At 50.8% G+C, this 21,110-nt stretch carries 16 protein-coding genes; 2 read left to right on the forward strand and 14 right to left on the reverse strand.

The genetic code is table 11. From position 1 onward, the window contains the following. Positions 1-237 precede the first annotated feature (237 nt). Positions 238-3,921: a PAS domain-containing protein gene (locus ACP4CD_RS07300; protein WP_426994098.1), complete on the forward strand. Its 3,684-nt coding sequence runs from the start codon at positions 238-240 to the stop codon at positions 3,919-3,921. 612 nt (positions 3,922-4,533) lie between these two features. On the opposite strand, the gene ACP4CD_RS07305 is transcribed toward ACP4CD_RS07300, so the two are convergent. From ACP4CD_RS07305 to ACP4CD_RS07325, 5 genes are all read right to left on the reverse strand, one after another. Continuing rightward, a complete protein-coding gene (locus ACP4CD_RS07305; RefSeq protein WP_426994099.1) occupies positions 4,534-4,995 on the reverse strand; it encodes a hypothetical protein in 462 nt (153 codons plus the stop codon). A gap of 655 nt (positions 4,996-5,650) precedes the next feature. Then, positions 5,651-6,739, reverse strand: coding sequence for an SAVED domain-containing protein (locus ACP4CD_RS07310; RefSeq protein WP_426994100.1), 1,089 nt, complete (start codon positions 6,737-6,739; stop codon positions 5,651-5,653). Continuing rightward, positions 6,739-7,356, reverse strand: coding sequence for a Mov34/MPN/PAD-1 family protein (locus tag ACP4CD_RS07315; RefSeq protein ID WP_426994101.1), 618 nt, complete (start codon positions 7,354-7,356; stop codon positions 6,739-6,741). Before ACP4CD_RS07315 ends, ACP4CD_RS07310 begins: the two co-directional genes overlap by 1 nt. A 297-nt stretch (positions 7,357-7,653) precedes the next feature. Beyond that, on the reverse strand, positions 7,654-8,952 hold the full coding sequence (locus ACP4CD_RS07320; protein WP_426994102.1) for a ThiF family adenylyltransferase: 1,299 nt from the start codon (positions 8,950-8,952) through the stop codon (positions 7,654-7,656). Further along, positions 8,952-9,953, reverse strand: a complete 1,002-nt coding sequence (locus ACP4CD_RS07325) for a nucleotidyltransferase domain-containing protein (RefSeq protein WP_426994103.1) — start codon at positions 9,951-9,953, stop codon at positions 8,952-8,954. The genes ACP4CD_RS07320 and ACP4CD_RS07325 overlap by 1 nt, the downstream gene beginning before the upstream one ends. A gap of 874 nt (positions 9,954-10,827) precedes the next feature. On the opposite strand from ACP4CD_RS07325, the gene ACP4CD_RS07330 reads away from it, so the two are divergent. Beyond that, the gene (locus tag ACP4CD_RS07330) at positions 10,828-12,909 is read left to right on the forward strand and encodes a carbon starvation CstA family protein (protein WP_426994104.1); all 2,082 of its coding nucleotides are present in this window, start codon (positions 10,828-10,830) and stop codon (positions 12,907-12,909) included. Positions 12,910-12,919: 10 nt separating this feature from the next. Here the strand turns inward: ACP4CD_RS07330 and ACP4CD_RS07335 are convergent, their stop codons facing one another. The 9 genes from ACP4CD_RS07335 to rpoE all read right to left on the reverse strand — a co-directional run bounded on the left by ACP4CD_RS07335 (position 12,920) and on the right by rpoE (position 21,093). After that, on the reverse strand, positions 12,920-13,453 hold the full coding sequence (locus ACP4CD_RS07335) for a hypothetical protein (protein WP_281023000.1): 534 nt from the start codon (positions 13,451-13,453) through the stop codon (positions 12,920-12,922). A gap of 117 nt (positions 13,454-13,570) precedes the next feature. Beyond that, entirely contained in the window at positions 13,571-14,326 is a 756-nt protein-coding gene (locus ACP4CD_RS07340) for a hypothetical protein (RefSeq protein ID WP_064026598.1), read from the reverse strand. Then, positions 14,307-15,371: a hypothetical protein gene (locus ACP4CD_RS07345; RefSeq protein WP_426994105.1), complete on the reverse strand. Its 1,065-nt coding sequence runs from the start codon at positions 15,369-15,371 to the stop codon at positions 14,307-14,309. The genes ACP4CD_RS07340 and ACP4CD_RS07345 overlap by 20 nt, the downstream gene beginning before the upstream one ends. Continuing rightward, the gene (locus tag ACP4CD_RS07350) at positions 15,364-16,620 is read right to left on the reverse strand and encodes a hypothetical protein (RefSeq protein ID WP_064026601.1); all 1,257 of its coding nucleotides are present in this window, start codon (positions 16,618-16,620) and stop codon (positions 15,364-15,366) included. Before ACP4CD_RS07350 ends, ACP4CD_RS07345 begins: the two co-directional genes overlap by 8 nt. Before the next feature lie 40 nt (positions 16,621-16,660). Then, positions 16,661-17,569 (reverse strand): cysteine synthase A, encoded by a 909-nt coding sequence (cysK, locus tag ACP4CD_RS07355; protein WP_426994106.1) that lies wholly within the window; start codon positions 17,567-17,569, stop codon positions 16,661-16,663. An 18-nt stretch (positions 17,570-17,587) separates the two neighbouring features. Further along, complete coding sequence (locus tag ACP4CD_RS07360) at positions 17,588-18,994, reverse strand: DegQ family serine endoprotease (RefSeq protein WP_426994107.1); 1,407 nt, start codon at positions 18,992-18,994, stop codon at positions 17,588-17,590. A 39-nt stretch (positions 18,995-19,033) separates the two neighbouring features. Next, positions 19,034-19,984, reverse strand: coding sequence for a MucB/RseB C-terminal domain-containing protein (locus ACP4CD_RS07365; RefSeq protein WP_168031472.1), 951 nt, complete (start codon positions 19,982-19,984; stop codon positions 19,034-19,036). 4 nt (positions 19,985-19,988) lie between these two features. After that, entirely contained in the window at positions 19,989-20,492 is a 504-nt protein-coding gene (locus tag ACP4CD_RS07370) for a sigma-E factor negative regulatory protein (protein ID WP_071159574.1), read from the reverse strand. 10 nt (positions 20,493-20,502) lie between these two features. After that, a complete protein-coding gene (gene rpoE / locus ACP4CD_RS07375) occupies positions 20,503-21,093 on the reverse strand; it encodes an RNA polymerase sigma factor RpoE (RefSeq protein WP_064026608.1) in 591 nt (196 codons plus the stop codon). Positions 21,094-21,110 lie beyond the last annotated feature (17 nt).

Raw genomic sequence — 21,110 nt, forward strand, 5'->3', positions numbered from 1 at the left:
TTAGCGGCCAAATAGCTAGAACATGCGACGGCGAAAGGAAATACCGGGGTTTTTGAGGAAAATTCGACAGTAGACCGCGCAAAATAATGAGCTCATGGCCCGGACGACCGATAAAAAGCGCTTATGCGCAATCGGTGGCGTTTAGACGACTGGGAGCACGAATTCCGGTTAAATTTTTACTAGACGCTTATAAACATATTCAATTTCCTTGAGCTCTCGTATACCTATAAACAGAATATGTCGGCAAAAGTCATTTCATTTTTTTGCATACTGCTTTTTTGCACCGCTATTTCGGCAGAAGAGCTTGTAACCATCGGGATGTTATCCCCTCGGCCCATCCCACAGGAACAGGCGAGATGGAATAACTTGGCCGAATATTTGACAAAATCGCTTCCACGTTATCATTTTGAGGTAAAAGTACTCGATTATCCGGGACTTGTACGGGCGATAGAAGAAAACCGTTTTGAGTTTGTGTTGACCAACCCTTCGCATTATGTATTGCTTTCGCATAAATTTAACTTAACTCAGCCGCTGGCAACTTTAATTAATCGCGAAGCTAGTTACAGTTTAAGTAGTTTTGGCGGCATCATATTCACGACTCAGGATCATACGGATATTAACTCTTTAGCCGACATTAAAAACCGCAAAATAGCAGCCGTTTTTGAAGATTCGCTGGGGGGTTACCAGGCGCAGCTATACTTGTTTAAGGCGGAGGGCTTAGATTTACCTAATCTGAAAGATATCGTTTTTACCGGCATGCCGCAGGATAAAGTCGTTGAAGAAGTGCTCGCCGGCAGAGCGGAGGTTGGGTTTATCCGCTCCGGTATTTTGGAGCATATGGCCGAGGAGAATAAAGTCGATCTCAATCGCGTTAAAATCATTCATGCCATGAATTCTCCCGGCTACCCTTATCGACATTCGACGATATTGTACCCGGAGTGGCCGCTAGTGTCCGTCAGCAATATCGACCCACAGTTAAAACGCGATTTGGTGAGCACGCTGCTTTCCATGAACAACAACCGGGAGTTAATCGATAAGCTAACTATTGGCGGCTTTGATCTGCCTGCCAATTATTCCCCGGTGTACGAACTTTTACATGCAATACACGCCCCTCCGTACGATCGCATCGATCGAATCACCCTGCTGGATTTTTTGAAGCAATATTCTTGGCAAATTATTGTATTCGGCGTCATTGTACTGGCATTGCTGGTAACGACTGTTAGAATAAAAATACTGAACATTAAGTTAAAAAATGAGAAAGTTTCGACTTTTCACCTTTTGCAAATCGTTAAATCCAACGAAGAGCAACTGCGTTCCATTGGTAACAACTTACCCAATGGCTATATTTTTCAATATACAATCTCCACGGATGGCGAGCATGAATTTAAATTTATCAGCGCCGGCGTTGAAAAGGCGCATGGACTAAAAGCGGAACAAGTTCTGAAGCATTCCGCATTGCTATTAACTCAATTAGACCCCCAATATAAGGTTTTGCTTGAGGAAGCGGAAGCAGACAGCGCCAGGAGATTAAGCGATTTCTCAATCGAACTGCCGTTTTTGCATGCTAATGGAACAAACCGTTGGTTTCAGATAAATTCCCGACCCAGATTGGTCAATGATCTAACGGTGTGGGATGGCGTGGCGATAGACATCACCGAGCGTAAGCTGGCCGACGAAGCTTTGAGTCTTTCGTCGGAGCGCTTGCAACTGGCCACACGCGTCGCCAAGATCGGCATATGGGACTGGGATATCGTCAAGAACGAGTTGGTGTGGGATGACTCGATGTACCAACTCTACGGTATTCAACGAGGCGGCTTCAGTGGCGATTACGACGCTTGGATACGGACCATTCATCCGGAGGACAAGGCGTATATAGACGGAGAAATTCAGGCCGCCCTGCGGGGCGAGCGCGAGTACTCGCCTGAATTCCGCATCATTCATCCGGATGGCTCCTGCCGCTATATCAAGGCGGACTCGCAGACGATACAGAATAGCGAAGGCAAGCCTCTGCGCATGATTGGCACCAACATGGACATCACCGAGCGTAAGCGGATCCAGGAAGCGATGCAACGCAGTCAGTCGGCGCTGGAAGAAGCGCAACGTATTGGCCACATTGGTAGCTGGGATGTGGATATGATCAACGATGTGTTGATTTGGAGCGACGAAATATTCCGTATTTGGGAGATCGACAAGACGCAATTTGAAGCGACGTTTGCCGCATTCTTAGCGACGGTGCACCCCGAAGACCGAGACAAGGTGACATTAGCCTATAACCAGGCGATCATCGATAAGAGCTTGTATCAGGTCGAGCACAGACTGCTATTCCCGGATGGCCGCGTGAAACACATCCATGAACGCGGCGAGCCTTATTTCGACGAGGATGGGCGACCGGTGCGTTTTATCGGCACCTCATTGGATATTACCGAGCGCAAACTGGCCGAGGCAGAGTTGTTGAGCTACAAGGACCGGTTGGAGGATACCGTGCGGCAACGGACCTCGGAACTGTTGTTAGCACGAGATGCTGCCGAAGCCGCTAACAAGGCCAAAAGCATATTCCTGGCCAATATGAGCCATGAACTACGTACACCGATGAATGCCATACTCGGATTCTCCAATATCATGCGCCGCGATCCGCATCTGACCGAACACCAACGCGAAAACCTCGATATCGTCAACCGTAGCGGCGAGCATCTCTTGACCCTGATCAACGACGTACTGGAAGTCGCCAAGATCGAAGCCGGACGGCTGCAACTGGAAACCACCGCCTTCGATTTAGGCGGGCTAGTGCGGGAAGTCACTGAAATGATGCAACTCCGCGCTCGGGAAAAAGGCTTGTCGCTGACCCTGGATCAGTCATCCGAGTTCCCGCGCTATATCAAGGCCGATGAAGCCCGCATTCGTCAAATCATCATTAATTTGATCAATAACGCCGTGAAATTCACCGAGCAGGGCGGCGTGACGCTACGTTTGGGCGTCAAGAACAACGCCCGCCAGCACATATTGATCGAAGTCGAGGACACCGGACCCGGCATCGCGCCTGAAGATCATCAGCGCCTATTCGAACCTTTCGTACAGCTGACGGAAGGTGGCGGACAACGCGGTACCGGCTTGGGGCTGACCATCACCCGCCAGTTTGTGCGGATGATGGGCGGTAGCATCGCCGTCGAGAGCACCCCGGGTAAGGGATCGCTGTTCCGGGTGGATTTGCCACTGGAACTGGCAAGCCCTGCCGATATTCACGGACCGGAAATTCGAACACCTGGCGAAGTGGTGAGTCCGATACCAGGAACGCCTCGGTATCGAATCCTGATTGTCGAGGATCAGCGCGAGAATCAGTTGCTGCTCCGCCGCCTGATGACAGACCTCGGCTTCGTCGTGAAAATAGTAGAGAACGGCCGACAATGTTTGGACGTGTTCCAAGAATGGCGCCCCGACTTGATCTGGATGGATAGGCGCATGCCGGTCATGGACGGCATAGAAGCCACCAAACGCCTGCGTCAATTGCAAGATGGTCAAACGGTAAAGATCGTCGCCGTCACCGCCTCGGCCTTCAAGGAACAGCAGCAAGAAATGCAGGATGCGGGGATGGACGACTTCGTGCGCAAACCCTACCGCTTTAACGAAATCTACGAATGTCTGACCAGACAATTAGGCGTGCAATATATTTATACCGACTCGCAGCCGACCGAACCGGATACCCTGCAATTGACGACTGAAAGACTATCCGTATTGCCCCAAGAATTACGCAACGAACTCATCCAGGCGTTAAAAAGCCTGGAACAAGAACATATCGACACGGTGATCGAGCAAGTTCTCCCTTACGATTTAGTCCTCTACAAAAACCTGTCGAAGTTGGCGGAAAATTTCGACTACCCAAGCATTCTCAACGCATTGCAGGCAACCACACTCCAACTGCCGTGAATACCTCCGTTTACACAAAATTTGGGACACACCCCAATTTCGGACTGGATTAATCGTTTTATACCCTGCCGGCGATTCTAGTTCGCTTGCTCGAAAGACTTTTAGCCTAGCGATTGGGATTCCGAGACTTGCGCGAATAGCTTTTTGCCTTGCGCGCAAGGCTAGTAGCCTTGCGATTGGGACTCGGAGACTTATGCGAATGGCTTTTTGCCTTGCGCGCAAGGCTTTTAGAGTTGCGTTCAAGGCTCGGAGCCTTGCGATTGGGATTCCGAGCCTTGCGAGAATGGCTTTTTGCCTTGTACGCAAGGCTTTTAGCGTTGCGTGCAAGGCGAGTAGCCTTGCGATTGGGATTCGGAGGCTTGCGCGAATGGCTTTTTGCCTTGCGCGCAAGGCGAGATGCCTTTCGATTGGGTCCGGGCATCCGGCGGCAATCGTCTACTAGCGAGCAACACGGCCCGCCAAGCTCGCGAACCGAGCGCTAAGCCCGATAAACCTGGCGCCGGGCACCGTGCCGATAGCCGAAACACACTTAAGATAAAATCGGCGCCGATCGCGGCGAGCCGGGCCGGCCGGCGCACCGCAGGGCAAGGGAATGGGGACGGTTGGCGGGGCTTAGCTGGCCGCTTTGGCTTTAGCGCCGCGATTAAAACGCACCGACATGGCTTCGCGCAAGGTTTCCAGCGCGGCGCCCTTGCCGGCGATCTTTAACGAGGCATAGGCGTCCAAGCAGAAACTGTAAATATCGCTACCCAGCGCCATGTCGGTATCGTCGCCGCGAGTCATTAACTCTCGCAAACGGTGCAGGCGCGGACGCAATTGATCCAGCGCGGTCAAGTCGGCCACGGCTTCCCCCATATCCAGACTCGGCGGCAAGGCTTGCCGATTTTGACTGGAGACGATCAACGTCTGCCGGCAAAAGGCTTCGGTCTTATCGCCCATCTTGGCCAGATTGCGCCGCTCGTCGGGCGACAGGCTAAGAAAACCGGAGAAGTGGTTTTCCAAAACACTCAGCGCCGTATCGATTTCAGCGAGCGCTCCGTCGGTAAAACTGATCGAAATTAAATTTTGAGTCATCGAAATCTCCTTAAACGGATTGTCAAACACTCGGAACGACAGCTCATTCCGAGTGTTAAAACGTAGACAGTTTCAGAAAAGATGAATGAGTTTTTATGCTAGTCTAAATTTAAACCGAATTCCTTTAAAACCTGACGATTCGGAAAACAGCGAACTACGGATAAACCTAGCCGCCTACACCCATCGATCTTATGGCAATGGGCAGGAACGGCACGCGGCGCAATCGAAGTGGCGCCGGATGACAACGATGATCTAAATTTTCGAGAATATGTAGGGTACGCATCGCGTACCATTGAGACGGCATCTTGACAACGAACGCCAAAAGCTACGCGGTGCGTACTACCGGACCTTGGCCAGATTAATCAAGGATGGGTAGAGCGACAGCGAAACCCGTCAAATGATTTAAGGCCTTCGTGATGGGTTTCGGCTTTGCCTCTACCCATCCGAGCTGCCCGCGATGAAGACCGCTAGACTATCGAAGATCATATCAGCTGACAGTCACATATCGGCCAAAAGCCGCCGACTGTATTTCCACTGTCGATGACCGCAGTTGAATGAACCAGTCAGCCATTTAGTAAAGAATTCTTAATTAAAATCTGATTTCTACTTTTTTGCATATCTTATAAAATCCAAGCAAGAGTATTATTTCGAATAATTACAAATCTTTAATTAATAATTGCTGGCGAGGAACTGTCTTTTGTATTAAACAACACCCCCAAGGATATTTTTTAGGGTCTCTAATGTCGTATTCATACACAATAATAGCTGGATGATTGCGAGTAACTTGGCGCCCCATAGAAAAATTAAAGGAAGATTGGGCGGCACAAAAAATGTGAACTCTGTCCACACCATCAGCGGCAAGATTTTTCAGTAATTCTGCAAATTCCATTTCGAAGTCTTTAAGCTTTTCTATACTCGACATGCTGTCATATTTGATTTCAGATAGTCTTATATCAATGTACGATGGATAGACGAATTTAGCTCGAACTTGATCGATGGAAATTGGATGGCTAATGGACATCAACAGACAAACGTCCTGGTCAGGCACGTAATTACTGCGATCTATAATGGGTCTATTAGCATCGGCATAGCCTTCAACCTTATACCAATTCTTGCCATTTTTAGCGTTTCGATTGTAATCCCATACATCTACATGATAGGTATTTGACATCAAATATCCAGCGAGAAAGCCAAGACTAACAGGTGGTGTGCCACCGTAGGCTATGGTAGCATCGTGATTTCCAATTTCTGTCGCTTTTAATCTTAATGTTTCCTCAATGCCGTATTTGGTTAGGTTTAAAGCTTTTTCTGGACTTGAAATCTTATCATTTTCATAACAGTCAGTTAAGTCGATAGGAATTGTGAATGCATTATTTATGGATGATGAAAGTGAAGTTGCAATCCGCTTTCTCAAACCGATGTGTTCAACGCCGATAACCTTAATTTTAGATCTTCCAATCGCAATATAAATCACTTCAGCAATCAATATGAACACACCTAGAACGCCAATTCCCCAAAGCAAGTATTGAATGTAATAAGGAGTTTGGTCAGCACCAAAACTAATTTCAGTATTATCCCCATTCGCCGCAGAATACTTGATATTGAAATTGTTAAAAAATAAGCCACCACCCAGCCCAACAGTAAAAAATAATCCTCCCACAGTCAAAATTGCATTTTTAGGGCGAGCCACCCAGGTCAATATTTTCCAAAAAAATGATTTAATATACTCAACGTTATTAGGCATTATTTGTGCTCAGTGAGTTTAGTATATACCTGACTGTTTCTCGCACCTTCCCAGCAAGCGATTTCAATTGTGCCAACAATGATAAAATACAGGTGATTTCCTTCATAGGTATCGTTTCGCAACACATTCGTCCAGTCATTTTTGTCCGTTATCGATGGAGTTGGATATGGCTCTGGATGAGTATGCCAATTACCAAGGTAGGTGCAGGTGCCATTTTGATCATCCCAAAATTGATGGGCGATTTTTTGATGACCCTTACCCCTGAAAAATCCAAAGCGTGATCGTTTGTCGCCATGTTGCGGTTCTGACAAATAATCAACAGCCAGATGCGATCCATCTTTCAAATGTCTTCCCAACAAAAGACCGCCGGCTTCTTTATCATTGATCCCATGTTGTTGGTAAGCGATAAATTTGTTTACGACGGAGCCATCAATTATTAATCGGTATCCATCGGATTTTTCAAATCTGATGGTATTTTCCACAGACAGAGCAGTTTGATGAGATATAGTTATTGCTGTCTTTGATGAAGTATCCAGGACTTTTCTCGTACCAGATAGATGATAAATGACCTTCTGCTTTAAGTTGTTCATCGGATCCTTTCCAACTTCTAATTTCATTAACCACTTTCCCTTGTAATGCATCTAGCGTCATCCTGGTTGCCAATAATGCTGTTTCCGATGCGTCTAAGAACGAATAAGGCGTAAATACGCCAGAGCATCCACCCAAGTGTTTACTAATGGTTTGCCCATATTTGATAAAACTCGTTTTTGGATGCGGTTTAAAACCATCTACATCGGTGTACAAGCATTCTAGACATCCAGATACTTTATTATTCGACACACAAATCGAATGACCACCGATGCCAAATCCGTCCTGCCACGCATAAATAACCGGAACTATTTTTGAAATATTATTTAATGTTTTATGTAATCGATTAAAAAAAGCTCGCAAGTAAAGTCACCAGTTGCAATAACAATGGCATCAAAATATTCGAAAAATCCTTTTTTCACAGTTAAATTCAGCAAATGATCATTAAAGTTGACTATTTTTGTATACGGTATATCAGTTGCAATTTTAAATAACAATGCATCAGTTTTATAAAAGCCATCTGATTCATTGTTTAGCGCAGTTGCGCCTAAGGTATGCCGATAAATATTTTCAACTTCCATTTTGTCGAAATCAATTAAATGAAGTTCGCCTATGCCAGCTTTTGCAAGTTGAACGGCGATGCCGCTACCTACTGAACCGCAACCTACAATAGCAACCCTATTTTTATCTAAATTGGCAGTATTAGCTGATCTTTCAAGTAAATGCTCTTTATTATGAAGACCAAGAAGAAGTGGGGATATGTCCCAATCTGATTTTGGATCAAGTAGAGGGTGTGGAGCGGTATCTTTTCTATGAAATTGCACACCCCAAAAAATATGACCACTATCGGATCTAGGGTGCGAGAAAATGATTGTAAAATAATTAGACCACTTCTGTTTTTTAGCTAGATTTAGAGCAATTTTTTTAATATTTGTATTTGCTAATGCTTCAAAAACGTTGACAATATCAGCAGCATTCCAGTGTTGTTTTGGTGAAGGTGGAGTTGCTGGCATATCCAATGGGATATAGATTGATTTTTCAGTTTTTTTACCTTTGAGCGTATTGATAAGATAATAATAATTGACAATACCGTGATTATCTTCAACCACTGCAAAGCAAGTAGTTTTTTTGGTTTTACGCTCATTTCGACTATCGCGATAAGCGGTGAGTTCTTTTACATTACCATCATAGGATACAAAGCAGGTTGTTTTAAACCCGAGGGACGGAAGGCTTTCCCAATAGGATTTAAAATCATTCTGTAGCTCAACTTTATGTGGATCGTTGAAATTTTCATCTAGTGTTTCTAGTGCTTCATCAACGCAATCCAATATTAAATCCTGAGTTCTATTGTAATCTATAACTAATCCCTGCTTATCGATATAGCAAACGTCTCCATGCCAATCGATATGCCCCATTGCTTGATAATCGGCAGCATTCTCGATTGAAATTTTAGGTAGGTCAAAGGGAAAGGTATCGCTTACATGAATAATCAACTTCCATTCACGCCCATTTTTATGAGCATGAATGTGAAATGCTTGTCCAGCAGCACCCACGTCCTTAGTTGATGGCTCAACCAAGGAAACACAAGGAAGGCCTTGCAATATTGTAAAAATATCTTTGGACACTAAGAAGAAGATCCTGTGTTATTCATGCTTCTCACAGTAGCTCTTGCGGTTTGCTGTAGCGGTGGTATTGGAAAGCCGTCAAATTGTCTGGATAAGATTTCACAGGCTTTTTCACTCCGTTCTTCAGCGATAGCTTTGTCTAACTCATTTTGAAGACTTTCAAGCTTTGTCTTTAATTGAGTCATTTGATTGTCGGTCATTTTTTCAAAGACATCGCCATACGGAACTACTGGCAGACCAACTTTCCATCGATAGCGGTGATTATTGTTTTCATCAAGACCGACCCAAGAAAAACGATTGACCATCTTCGTAAGGGTATCGCGTAGAGCAACTAGATCATTTGGTTTGTCGTCGTAAATCCCAAGACTGGGTACAAAATCATTCCGTACAGCAAGTGTAAGACCTATGCTGGGCACATTGAAACTCGTGAATTTTTTGCTTTTCCAAAACTTAAGATATTTAACAATTCGACGATATTGCGCACGAACTGCGGCATCTGTTGATACATCATTAATGTGCTCAATAAGGCCATCAGGATCTGAATGCTTCCAGCATTCTGTAGATGCGCTTTTACCCCATGCTAAATCATAGCCAATGCCATCTGTCCGCTTTACATATACGGGCATGTCGACATGGTAAGCATCGTCGCCATTTTCCCTATAGTGAACCGTAACGCATGGGTTTTTGACGACTGGATTGCGACTTGAGTGGTCCAACGCATCTCGAACCATCTCTTTAAGCTTCATCGGTTTGTAGTCGTCGCGAGTGCAATCGAAAACAACACCTACATCAATATCATAATCGTGATTGGGTGGGTTGATGCCTGTATAAATGGCGTAGCTACCTTGTAAAAGGTATCTTTCTATAGCAGGTGCATCTTCAGAAATTTTTTCCTCAAGATTTTCTTTTAACTTACCTCTTTTCTCCCTGAGAATTTCATTTTCGTCCGACAGCTTAATTTTATCGTGGAATTCGGTGAATTGCTTATGTACGTCAGCCATGCGATGTTCCCTGAGTTTGCCTTAAACTGTATATCTAGGGTCGGTCTCGATAATTTCAATACCTATTGACAAGAAAATTCTCAGCGTGATGACGTTTTTTGGGGAGGCATGTTAGCCTGAAGGACCGCTTAGCACCCAATTCCGGTCACATAAATTTCACAAACCTGAGTCAACAAAGGGTCGTTCCCAGTCTGTCCGTGAGCAAACAATCGACCGAGTCACGAGCCAGCACGTAGGATGCGGTGAACGAAGTGAACCGCATCGATCGTGTCATTCGGCTAAATAATTCTACTTTGTCAGATTTAAGCAACGCCGTCATGCCTGGTGGATGGCAAGCTTAGCTCCGTCCGTGGGGTCTGGATTTCGGCAATCCTTGCCGAAATGACGAGCACTACCGAGAGTCTGGCAAAGTAGAAATAAGTTACTCTGAAAGTCGCCGGACGCCGCCACCCAATTCTGTATCGGAACGCCATCGATCGCGGCTAAAGCCGCTCCTACGCCACTGACTTTCATGTTCCGGGGTGATGCAGCGGTTTCATGATCGTTAGAAGGCGTTACCGGTCTCGTCATGAACAAACAACAGACCAAGCCGCAAGCCAGCGAAGGGAAGACCGTTTACGCTCAATCATTCTACATAAGCGTCTGGTATAGACTGGACTCTATCATAATCGGCCCGCAAGATCGCTTCCAGTGGCGCCGCTAGAACCAATTGAGATGGCACCATCGCCAACTCAAGCGTTTTCCTCCATGATTACGCCGCCCCGCCCTCCCCGCACGATGCCCATCCGGAAAGCTTCACGGTTTCAGGCGATTCCGCCGTCGTGATACCATGATTGCCCTCACATTTTTCATTTGCACCATCAAGGATTTGGTCATGCCGAGCTCAAGCTCACGCTTACCCGTTCATTTACCGTGGATAGTCATCGCCGCGATCGGCGCTTTTACCGTAGCCGGCATTGCCCTGCAACGCGGCGAAACCATTAATAGCTTGTGGATCATCGTCGCCGCGATCTGCGTTTACGCCTTGGGCTACCGTTTTTACAGCGCGTTCATCGCCGCCAAGGTGTTGATGCTGGATGCCGGCCGGGCCACACCGGCCGAACGTTTCGACGACGGCCGCGACTTCATGCCGACTCACAAATGGGTGGTGTTCGGCCATCATTTCGCGGCGATTGCCGGCCCCGGCCCGTTGATCGGCCCGACCCTGGCGGCGCAATTCGGCTATCTGCCCGGCACACTGTGGATTTTGATCGGCGCGGTGTTGGGCGGCTGCGTGCAGGACTTCGTGACCTTGTTTTTTTCGGTGCGGCGCGACGGGCGCTCGCTGGGCCAGATGGCGAAGGACGAACTCGGCGCCATCGGCGGCGGCGCGGCGATGGTCGGGGTGATGATGATCATGGTGATCCTAATCGCGGTCTTGGGTTTGGTGGTGGTTAATGCGATGAAGCACAGCCCCTGGGCGACTTCCACGGTGGCGGCGACGATTCCGATCGCGGTGTTAATGGGGCTGTATTTGCATAATCTGCGGCCCGGCAGGGTCGCCGAGGCGACCTTGATCGGCGTGTCGTTGTTGATCTTCGCAGTAGTCGGCGGAGGCTGGATAGACGAGAATCCGACCTTGCGCGCCTGGTTCGATTACGACGCGCCGCAATTGGCGGTGATAGTGATCTTGTACGGCTTCGCGGCGGCGGTGTTGCCGGTCTGGTTGTTGTTGGCGCCGCGCGATTATTTGTCTACCTTCATGAAACTGGGCACGATCGCCGCGCTGGCGGTGGCGATTGTCGTATTGCGCCCGGATTTGAAGATGCCGGCCTTAACCCAGTTCGTGGACGGCAGCGGGCCGATTTTCGGCGGTAAGTTATTTCCGTTTGTGTTTATTACGATAGCCTGCGGCGCGATTTCCGGTTTTCATTCGTTGATCGCGTCCGGTACCACGCCCAAGCTGCTGGCTAACGAAACAGATGCCCGCTTTATCGGCTACGGGGCGATGATGATGGAATCCTTTGTCGCGATCATGGCGATGATTGCCGCCAGCGTGCTTGAACCCGGCGTGTATTTCGCGATCAACAGCCCGGCGGGCATCGTCGGCGCGAATGCGGCCGATGCGGTCGCCAAAATCAGCAGTTGGGGCTTTCCGGTCGGTGTCGAGCAAATGCAGCGATTGGCGCAAACCATGGGCGAATCGACGCTGTTTGCCCGGACCGGCGGCGCGCCGTCGTTGGCGGTCGGCATGGCCAATTTGTTTGCGCAAGTGTTCGGCGCAAACATGCTGGCGGCCTGGTACCACTTCGCGATCATGTTCGAAGCCTTGTTCATTCTGACCACGTTGGACGCCGGCACCCGGGTAGCCCGCTTTATGTTGCAGGACATGTTGGGCAATTTCGGCATCGGCACCGGCCAAAGCAATCATTACGCTAGCATCATTTTGACCAGCGGCGCGGTGGTCGCGGCCTGGGGTTATTTCCTGTACATGGGTACCATCGATCCGCTGGGCGGCATCAATAGCTTGTGGCCCTTGTTCGGCATCGCCAATCAAATGCTGGCGGCGATCGCGCTGTGCGTCGGCACCACGATTTTGGTGAAATCCGATAAATTGAAATACGTTTGGGTCACCGCCCTGCCCTTGTTCTGGCTGATCGTGGTCACCAGTAGCGCGGCGTGGGAGAAACTGTTTTCGGCGGATTTACGAATCGGTTTTTTAAGCCACGCCGAAGACCTGTCGGCCAAACTTCAGGCCGGCGCACTCAGCGCGGACATGGCCGGCAAGGCGCCGCATCTGATTTTCAACGATTACCTGAACGCCGGCTTGACCGGCTTGTTCATGCTAATCACCTGGCTGCTATTGGGCGATACCTTGCGGGTGGTGTACTGCGTGATTGCCGGCAAGGATTACCCCCGTTCCAGCGAGTCGGCACATATTCCCAGCCGGCTGGTGGAGAACTGGGTCAGGGATTGAAACCGGTCGATCAGCGGGCGCGCTTGTCGCGCTCGGCTTCCAGAGCTTTATGGCGCACATCGACATAATTGCTGCCGACTTGTTGCCAGAAGGTCGCGGCCGCCTCGGGGTCCTGACTGAGCAATTTGACGGCAATGGCGCCGTTGGCGCTGATGTCGGTGATCTGGGCGTCGATATCGACGACGGCCCGACTCTTGACGATACGCTTATCGGCTTCGAAGCGTAGCGTCACCGCTTCGCCGGTCCGAAACACGATGTCTTTTTTGAAGCCGCCCAAAAACTTCAGCCGATATTCCGGCACCGATTGGAAAGGCAATACGAATTCGGCGTGCCACCGAAACGGCGGGCATTGGATAGGGCCGGCGTTCTTTGGAAAATGCACGGTGTAGCCGTCATCGACCTTGGCCTTGATGACGCCCTTGGTGTAGATGTCGCGGCAGTTGGTCAGGACGGTGTCGCCAGGCGCCAGTTCATATTTGGCCCAGGCCGGGTTTGCGGCGGTCAGTGCGGCGGCGAATAGCCAGACGGCGGTAAGTAGCTTCATCGTATGCTCCCGATTGTCGTTTTTGATAGTCCCTGAATTACCCCGATGTTACCTACACCGGGGTTGACAAGTCTGGCGCTAGCCTATCGGGAAGTCAAGCCGGAGCCGGTCGAAGAGCTAACGACCGACGCTGTTGGGTTGCGGTGTAATCCCGGTGCCGCGAAACGGCCCCAATAAACTGCCGACTAAGGGATCGGATTCGTCGATGTCGACCGTGACCATATGGCCGGTGTTGGTGCCGAGATAAGGTTGCATTGCCGCCGCCAAATAAGGGAAAACCAACCGCAAGTCGTTGCTGAGACCGCTGCTTTGCACATTAGCGCGCCAGATTTGTTTGCGTTGCCCGCTTTGCAGATACGTGGCGGTCTCGCAAGCTTCCAACAACAAATAGCGCCGGAAGGTGGTATAGGATTCCACGCGCTGACTATAACCGCCGACGCCCCAACCGGGATAGTAACCCCGGTAATAACGGTACATGCCCATGCCGTAGGGACCGTAAGGATAGAAGTCGTTCCACATCGGCACGTCATATGCCAATTGCCGCGACTCCGGCGATCCGACGCCGTAGCTTAAAAACATCACCAAATCGCTGTTTTGCGGCTTATCGGCCTTGAGGTAACCGCGATTGTTCAAGATTTTTTCTATATACCCGGCGAACTCGATGAATTGTAAGTCTTGCGGGTTGCCGTCGGTATTGCCGGGCAGGATGACGTAACGCTTGCCGGCGACGGACTGTACGTCGGCGGCGGTCAAGGCATCGATCTCGGTACGAAACCGCAACGGCTGCGGGGTCGTCGCACAGGCGCCGGTCAGAGCCAACAATATCAGGGCTAGAAAGCGGGTAAAAATGAGCTTATTCGGTCTGGTTGTCATGATTCAATCCCTCGTCGTTAAGTAGGCTGGTTTGCCGTAAATGTTGCTCCCTCAGCCGCCGCTGAATGTCGGCGGCGACCTGTTTTTCGTGCTGCGCGGCCTGATGCGCCAATTGGTCGGCCAGATGCAGACTTTCGGCCAATCGCCGGCGCGCCGCTTGTTTTTCCTGGCTGCGCAATTCGGCTTCCTGCCGCATTTCCTGCAGTTCCATTTCGTGGCGCAGGCGTTCGACTTGCAAGCGTTTTTCCAGCGCCAATTGTTCCGCCAATTGACCTTGTTGAGCCGCCAGCAAGCGGCATTGTTTGTCGGCTTCGATGGCCTGGGCTTGCAAGTCCAATTCGGCCGTTTGCGCCAGATGCTCCAACTGGCGGCGGCGTTCGACGATTTCCTCTTGCTCCAGCAAGCGTTGCTGACGGGCCAGTTCTAAGGTTCGGTCGCGGTTGAACTCGTAGGTCTTGCGCAGCACGTTCAGATAGACGCTGTCCCGACCCAATTTCACCGATTCGAATTCGCTAAACTCGACGTCGATTCGGCACATCGCCTGCGCTTGTAGGCTTTGTTGCACGAAAGTCTCGGCTAACGCCAACGCCATCCGCGCTTCGACAGCGTTCAGGCCGTTTTGTATCCAGGCGCCGTCGGCCAGATTGGTTAGTTCACGTTGTACGACATCTTCGACGATGTCGGCATAACGTTGTTTGATATGCTCGTTCAGATGCTCCAAACGGTCCAGATTCTTCATCGCGTAGTCGAAAGTCGCCTGAAAGCGCAACTCCAAACGTAAATCCAGCGTGCAAAATTCGTCGAACAGTTTGATCTGTTTGCGCTGCGGCCAGTAGGCAATCGCTAACGGGTACAAACGGTGATAAAAACGTTTGATGAAGCGCTTGGGGCGTGGGTAATATTTTTGGTAAGGCCCCAAGCGACGCAACACCATTTGCCGATCGGGATCGAAATCGGCCACCCAGGGCATCGCATCGGCGGGATCGCCGTCGGCCAAATCGGCGCCGGTCAACCATGCGTCGAGTTCGGACTGCTCGTTAGGCATCGCCGGCTCCACGACTGGTGTCCGCGGCTTTTTGCTTGATCGCGGCGATTTTATCGGACATTTTCTCGGCGATCAGCGGATAGAGGTTGGGAGCAAACTCCACGGTACGCTCGTCGACCTTGCGCAGAAAGCCTCGGCTGAGCAATAAACCGACGACGAACATCCGCGACCAATCCGAATAGCGCCGAGCCTTTTCCAGGTCGGTTCTTTCGATGATCATTTCCAGTTCGTCGTTTTCGTTGATCCGAAATTCGCTGAACTGGCGTAGGCATTCGAACACCAATTCTTCTTCCTGTTCGGTCAATGGACCGGGCGCGGTAAATTCCAGGCGATAGGACAACAACACCGTGAAGAAATCCACCATCGCCGCGCAAGCGAAGGCAAACCACGAGAAACCGCGCCACATCGCGAACGACGGTTTGACTTCCTCGGTGAACTGCTTGTAAGTCATCACCAGCGGCGCATCCGGCAAGGCCTCGCCGCTACCGCCAACAATCTGGTTGATTCCGGCTTGCAGGTCCTGATAGCTTTTCAGGAACAATCCGTAGGTAGTTTCGACGTCGCGTGTCACGTCCAATTCGTTCAAATGGACTTGCAATTCTCGCAGAGGTGCGTCCAGCGCCGCAAATGCTTGTTCCTGTTGCTGGAAGCGCTGTTTCTTCTCCTGGTAGAGCTGGTTGTAATGCCGCCAAAACGGACCTTCACCCACTTGGTTTTTATAGCCGGGGGCAATTTGATTGTGCGTGCCGAAATAAGCTTGCGACACGTCCAGCGACGCTTGGTCCAGCGCCTGTTTTTGCTGTTGTAGTACGCGGGCCTTGAGCTGCAATACCGCATCCAGGTAGGTTTTGGTTTGCTCGCGCAACTGATGCAAACGATTGATGTGCAGGGTTTCGGCTTCGGAAATCTCGTAAAACTTGAAATAAGAGAACGTCACCGACGCCGCCAAGGCTATCGTCAACGACGCGACGACGCTGAAAAATCGCATCCGGTTGGCTTTCCAATGGATACCGGCGATTTCCAACGAGCAGATGACGATGATGGATTGAATCGCGATGGTAATGACCAACGCGATCCACGGCGTAATAAAATGGGACAGGCCGTAGTAAGTGGTGAATCCGGACGAAAGGCTCAACATCAACACGATGGGTATCGTCCAGATCCGCAACATGCTGACGAACAGCGTCTGGATGCGGTTGATCAGATAGCCCAGACCGCCGGAGCGCGATTTAAGTTTGATGTCCGCCATAGGTCTCGGGAAACGGATTAACGGCGGCCGGTGAACCGGTTCAGCCCATGCTCAGATAGCGTTCGCCGGTATCGTGGGCGATAGTGACGACGGATTTGTTCGGCCCCAAGCGCTCGGCCACCCGCAGTGCCGCGCAAATACTGGCACCGGAGGAGATGCCGACCATGATGCCCTCTTCGCCGATTAGACGTTTACGCATGGCCATCGCCTGTTCGGTGCCAACCAGCTCAATGCCGTCCAGCAAATCGACATCCAAGTTCTTCGGTACGAAACCGGCGCCAATGCCTTGAATTCTATGCGGACTATGACTGCCGCCGGAAATGACCGGCGATTCGGCCGGCTCGACCGCAATCGCCAAAAACCTTGGATTCCGGTTCTTGATGACGTCGGCAACGCCGGAGATGGTACCGCCGGTACCGACACCACAGACGAAAGCATCAACCAATCCGTCGGTCGCCGACCAGATTTCCTGAGCGGTGGTTTGTCGATGCACTTCCGGGTTGGCGGGATTTTCGAATTGCTGCGGCATAAACGCGCCAGGCGTTTGTTCAACGATTTCCCAGGCTTTAGCGATTGCGCCCTTCATGCCTTCACTGCCCGGCGTCAGGACAATCTCGGCGCCGTACAAGGCCAGCAACTGCCGACGTTCGACCGACATGGTCTCCGGCATCGTCAAAATGCAGCGATAGCCGCGCGCCGCGCCGACCATGGCCAGCGCGATACCGGTATTACCCGAGGTGGGCTCGACAATCGTGCCGCCGGTCTTCAATTGCCCCGATCGCTCGGCCGCCTGGATCATCGCCATGCCGATCCGGTCCTTAACCGAGCCGCCGGGGTTACGAGACTCCAACTTTACGTAAACCGTCGCGGAGTGCTCCGCAACGACTTTTTGCAGCTTCAACAGCGGCGTGTTGCCAATCAATTGCGTCACATTGCTTGCCGTAGCCATTGAGTCACCTCAATCAGATCACTTGTCTATCTTAAACGCTAAGAATACCGGGTTACCGTTACGTTGGACAAGGACCGCGATCGATTTCTCGGCCGGCAGTTTGGTGATCACGCCGTTGAAATCCGCCGAATCGCGGATGACGGTGTTTTGGATTCGCAGAATAATGTCGCCCGGCTGGATACCGGCATCCAACGCGATACCTTTATTGACCTTTTGTACCAACACACCGTTTTTTTCGACCTGAGCTTGCTGACGCTGTTCGCTGGTCAAGTCGGCCACCACAATGCCCAAGCGGTTGATTTGCGTTTCGGCGGCTGTCGGCGCGTTCGATAACGCAGCGGTGTTTTGCGCCGGCAATAAACCGATTTTGACGCTGATATCCTGTTGTTCGCCGTGACGAATGATCTTGACCTTGGCCTTTTCGTCAATAGGGGTCACGCCGACGCGGGGCGGCAATTCGCCGGAGGTTTCGATGACGTGGCCGTTGAATTCGACGATGATGTCGCCGATTTGCAGGCCGGCTTTTTCCGCCGGTCCGCCCGGCACGACCTTGGCGACCAACGCGCCGTGCGGTCTATCCATGCCGAAGGATTCAGCCAACTGGCGGTTGACGTCTTGAATCTGGACGCCCAACCAGCCGCGCGAGACTTTACCCTTGCTTTTGATTTGCTCGACCACGTTCATCGCGACATCGATCGGAATCGCGAACGACAATCCCATGTAGCCGCCGGATCGGCTATAAATCTGCGAATTGATGCCGACCACCTTACCCTGCATATTAAATAACGGTCCACCGGAGTTGCCTGGGTTGATTGCCACGTCGGTTTGAATGAACGGCACATAGTTGCCGTCTGGCAGGCTACGCCCTTTGGCGCTGACAATGCCCGCGGTGACCGATTGATCGAAGCCGAACGGCGTACCGATCGCCAAGACCCATTCGCCAACCTGTAGTTGCTCCGGAGCACCAATTTCGACGACAGGCAAATCCTTGGCATCGACTTTCAGCAATGCGACGTCCGTGCTTTCGTCGGAGCCGATCAATTTCGCGATCAATTCGCGGCGATCCTTGAGCTTAACGACGATTTCCGACGCGTTATTAACCACGTGGTGATTCGTCAGCAAATAACCGTCGCGGGATATGATGAAGCCGGAACCCAGCGAATTGGTTTCGCGGGGGGTGTAACCGCGTCCCGGTCCCTGAAAGAAGCGCCGGAATAATTCTTCCATTTCAGGCGGCACATCCTGCGGAATTGGCTGTTGGTCGCCGTCGGCTTGCGGGTCGGTGGATTTTTGCGTGGTGCTGATGTTGACGACAGCGTCGCCGTTGGTTTTTACCATCTCGGTAAAGTCCGGCAATTGCGCATGGGCGGCGGCAAAGGCCGACGCATAGTAGATCAAGACTCCGAAAAACAGCCTATTCAGCATGTAAGCTCCAAATTTACAAAGAAAAACGAATTCGCGCGTTTACCGCAACACAATACCGGCGGCGATCATTTCGACGGTTTTGGCGGGCACTTCGCCGAGAACGGTGATTTGTTGTTCTCCAAGGATTCGACTGACCGAATTCACGGAACCGAGCGTATGCAAACCTTCGATGCCTTGCGCTTCCTTAGCTTCTCGATAAACCGAAACCGTTGCGAAACCGTCGCTAATCAACAAATGATCCACCGCTTTGCCGGACTTTTCGATTGAATTGCGGATGAAAAACACCGGTTCGAAGCCGGGTGGCCATTGTTTGAGTTCGAAAGGCGCTTGCTCCAGCGGCTCGGCCTGACTGGTATGGATATGTTTGGTGTGGAACCGACTGTCGTCGCCGGTGGCCGCAGCGGGGGCCGCCGTGCCGACACCGTCCCTGCTGAGATCGGTAAACACCACTTGTTCCAGCGTGGTGCCGTCCAGGTTGTACACTTCCACTTTTAACGGCAGGTAGAACTGGGTGTCGATCCAGATCTTACGGATGTAGCGCAGATCGTCCTTGGGTTGAATCGTGACGATTTGGGTTGGGAGCATGGCAACCGCTTCCTGCCCCTCCAAACCTAGTTGATAATTTTTTTCCAGGCCCGCGGTATTCCGCGGCATGTTGATAATAAAGGAACTATCCAACGGGTGATGATTGACGATTTTTTGTTGGGTTTCCTTAAAAATGCAGGTCACTTCGTTGGACTTTCGGACGACTTCCCGCATCGGCGAATTCAGGGAAGTCAAACGTTCTTGCTCGACCCCGTTCTCAACCAGATGATGGTACTTCATCGTGTCGAGTTGGCCGTTCTTCATGAAGATGATCGTACCTTGGAAACTGAGGGTCTTCATCGCGAGACTCATATTTTCCAGCCATTTCAGGGCACCGCCGGCCACATCGTCGGCTCGGACGGTTTGGCAAACCACCCAAAACAGAAACACCGCTATTACTTTCACGCCATCATTCCTGTTGGTAGCCTACAACGCGGGTATAGGGCTGCTGACGCGGCTCGCTGTTCACATACAAAGAGTTATCGTGAGCTTGCAGATATTCCTTGAAGCGGGCATGCATCTCGCCGGCGGGGATTTGGCGTTGCGCGATCGTTTCTACGCCGCCAAATTTGGCAGGCTGGTTTGAGTTCATGTAACTGGCCATCCAAACAACCGCCAATACGGCCGAAGCCGCTATCGCCAGCGAGGCTTTCCGCCAATTAAGGACCGGTTTTTTGCGAGGTAAGAGATAAATGGGCTCGGCCCGGATTTCGCTATGTATGCGGTCGGCGAAATCTTTACGCAGCACGATACATTCGTCGCTACGAAATGCCTCTCCGATGATCTGGTAATGTCGCAATTTCGCGCCGAGTTCGTCGTCGTGGCGTAGGCGCTGCAGGAGTCGCAACGCTTCGCCGTTGGCCAGATCGTCGTCCACCAATTGAGAAATTTTTTCGTTAAGTTGGTCTTGCATCGAAATACCTTTAGTCGAGCAATGGGTTAAGTTTTTGTTCTATCGCTTCCCGCGCCCGGAAAATCCTGGATCGCACCGTACCGATCGGGCAATCCATCGCGATGGCGATTTCCTCGTAGCTCATGCCTTCGAACTCGCGTAGCGTGATCGCGATCCGCATTTCCTCGGGCAAATTTTCGATCGCCGAGCGTATTACTCGAACAATTTGTTCGTTGGCTAAGACGCTTTCCGGCGTTTCGATATCCTTCAATTGCGGAGCATTTTCAACCTGCTCGGCATCTTGAACATCGACTTCATAGTCAAAATGGCGTCTGGAACGGGACAGCAGGTAGTTTTTCGCGGTATTGATGGCGATCCGGTACAGCCAAGTGTAAAAAGCGCTTTCGCCGCGAAAATCGCCCAACGCCCGATATGCCTTAATGAAGGTATCCTGAGCTACGTCCTGCGCCTCGCTGGGATCTTTGACGTAACGGTTCACCAGATGGACGATTTTATGTTGGTATTTGATCACCAAGAGATCGAAGGCGGATTTATCGCCTTGCTGCACGCGTTGCACTAGATCTTGGTCCAAATCCTCGGTCTGCCTTACTTGCTCGTTCACTGCTCTGTTTTGATATA

This window comes from Methylomonas stagni, assembly GCF_050154735.1.
Lineage (GTDB): Bacteria > Pseudomonadota > Gammaproteobacteria > Methylococcales > Methylomonadaceae > Methylomonas > Methylomonas koyamae_A.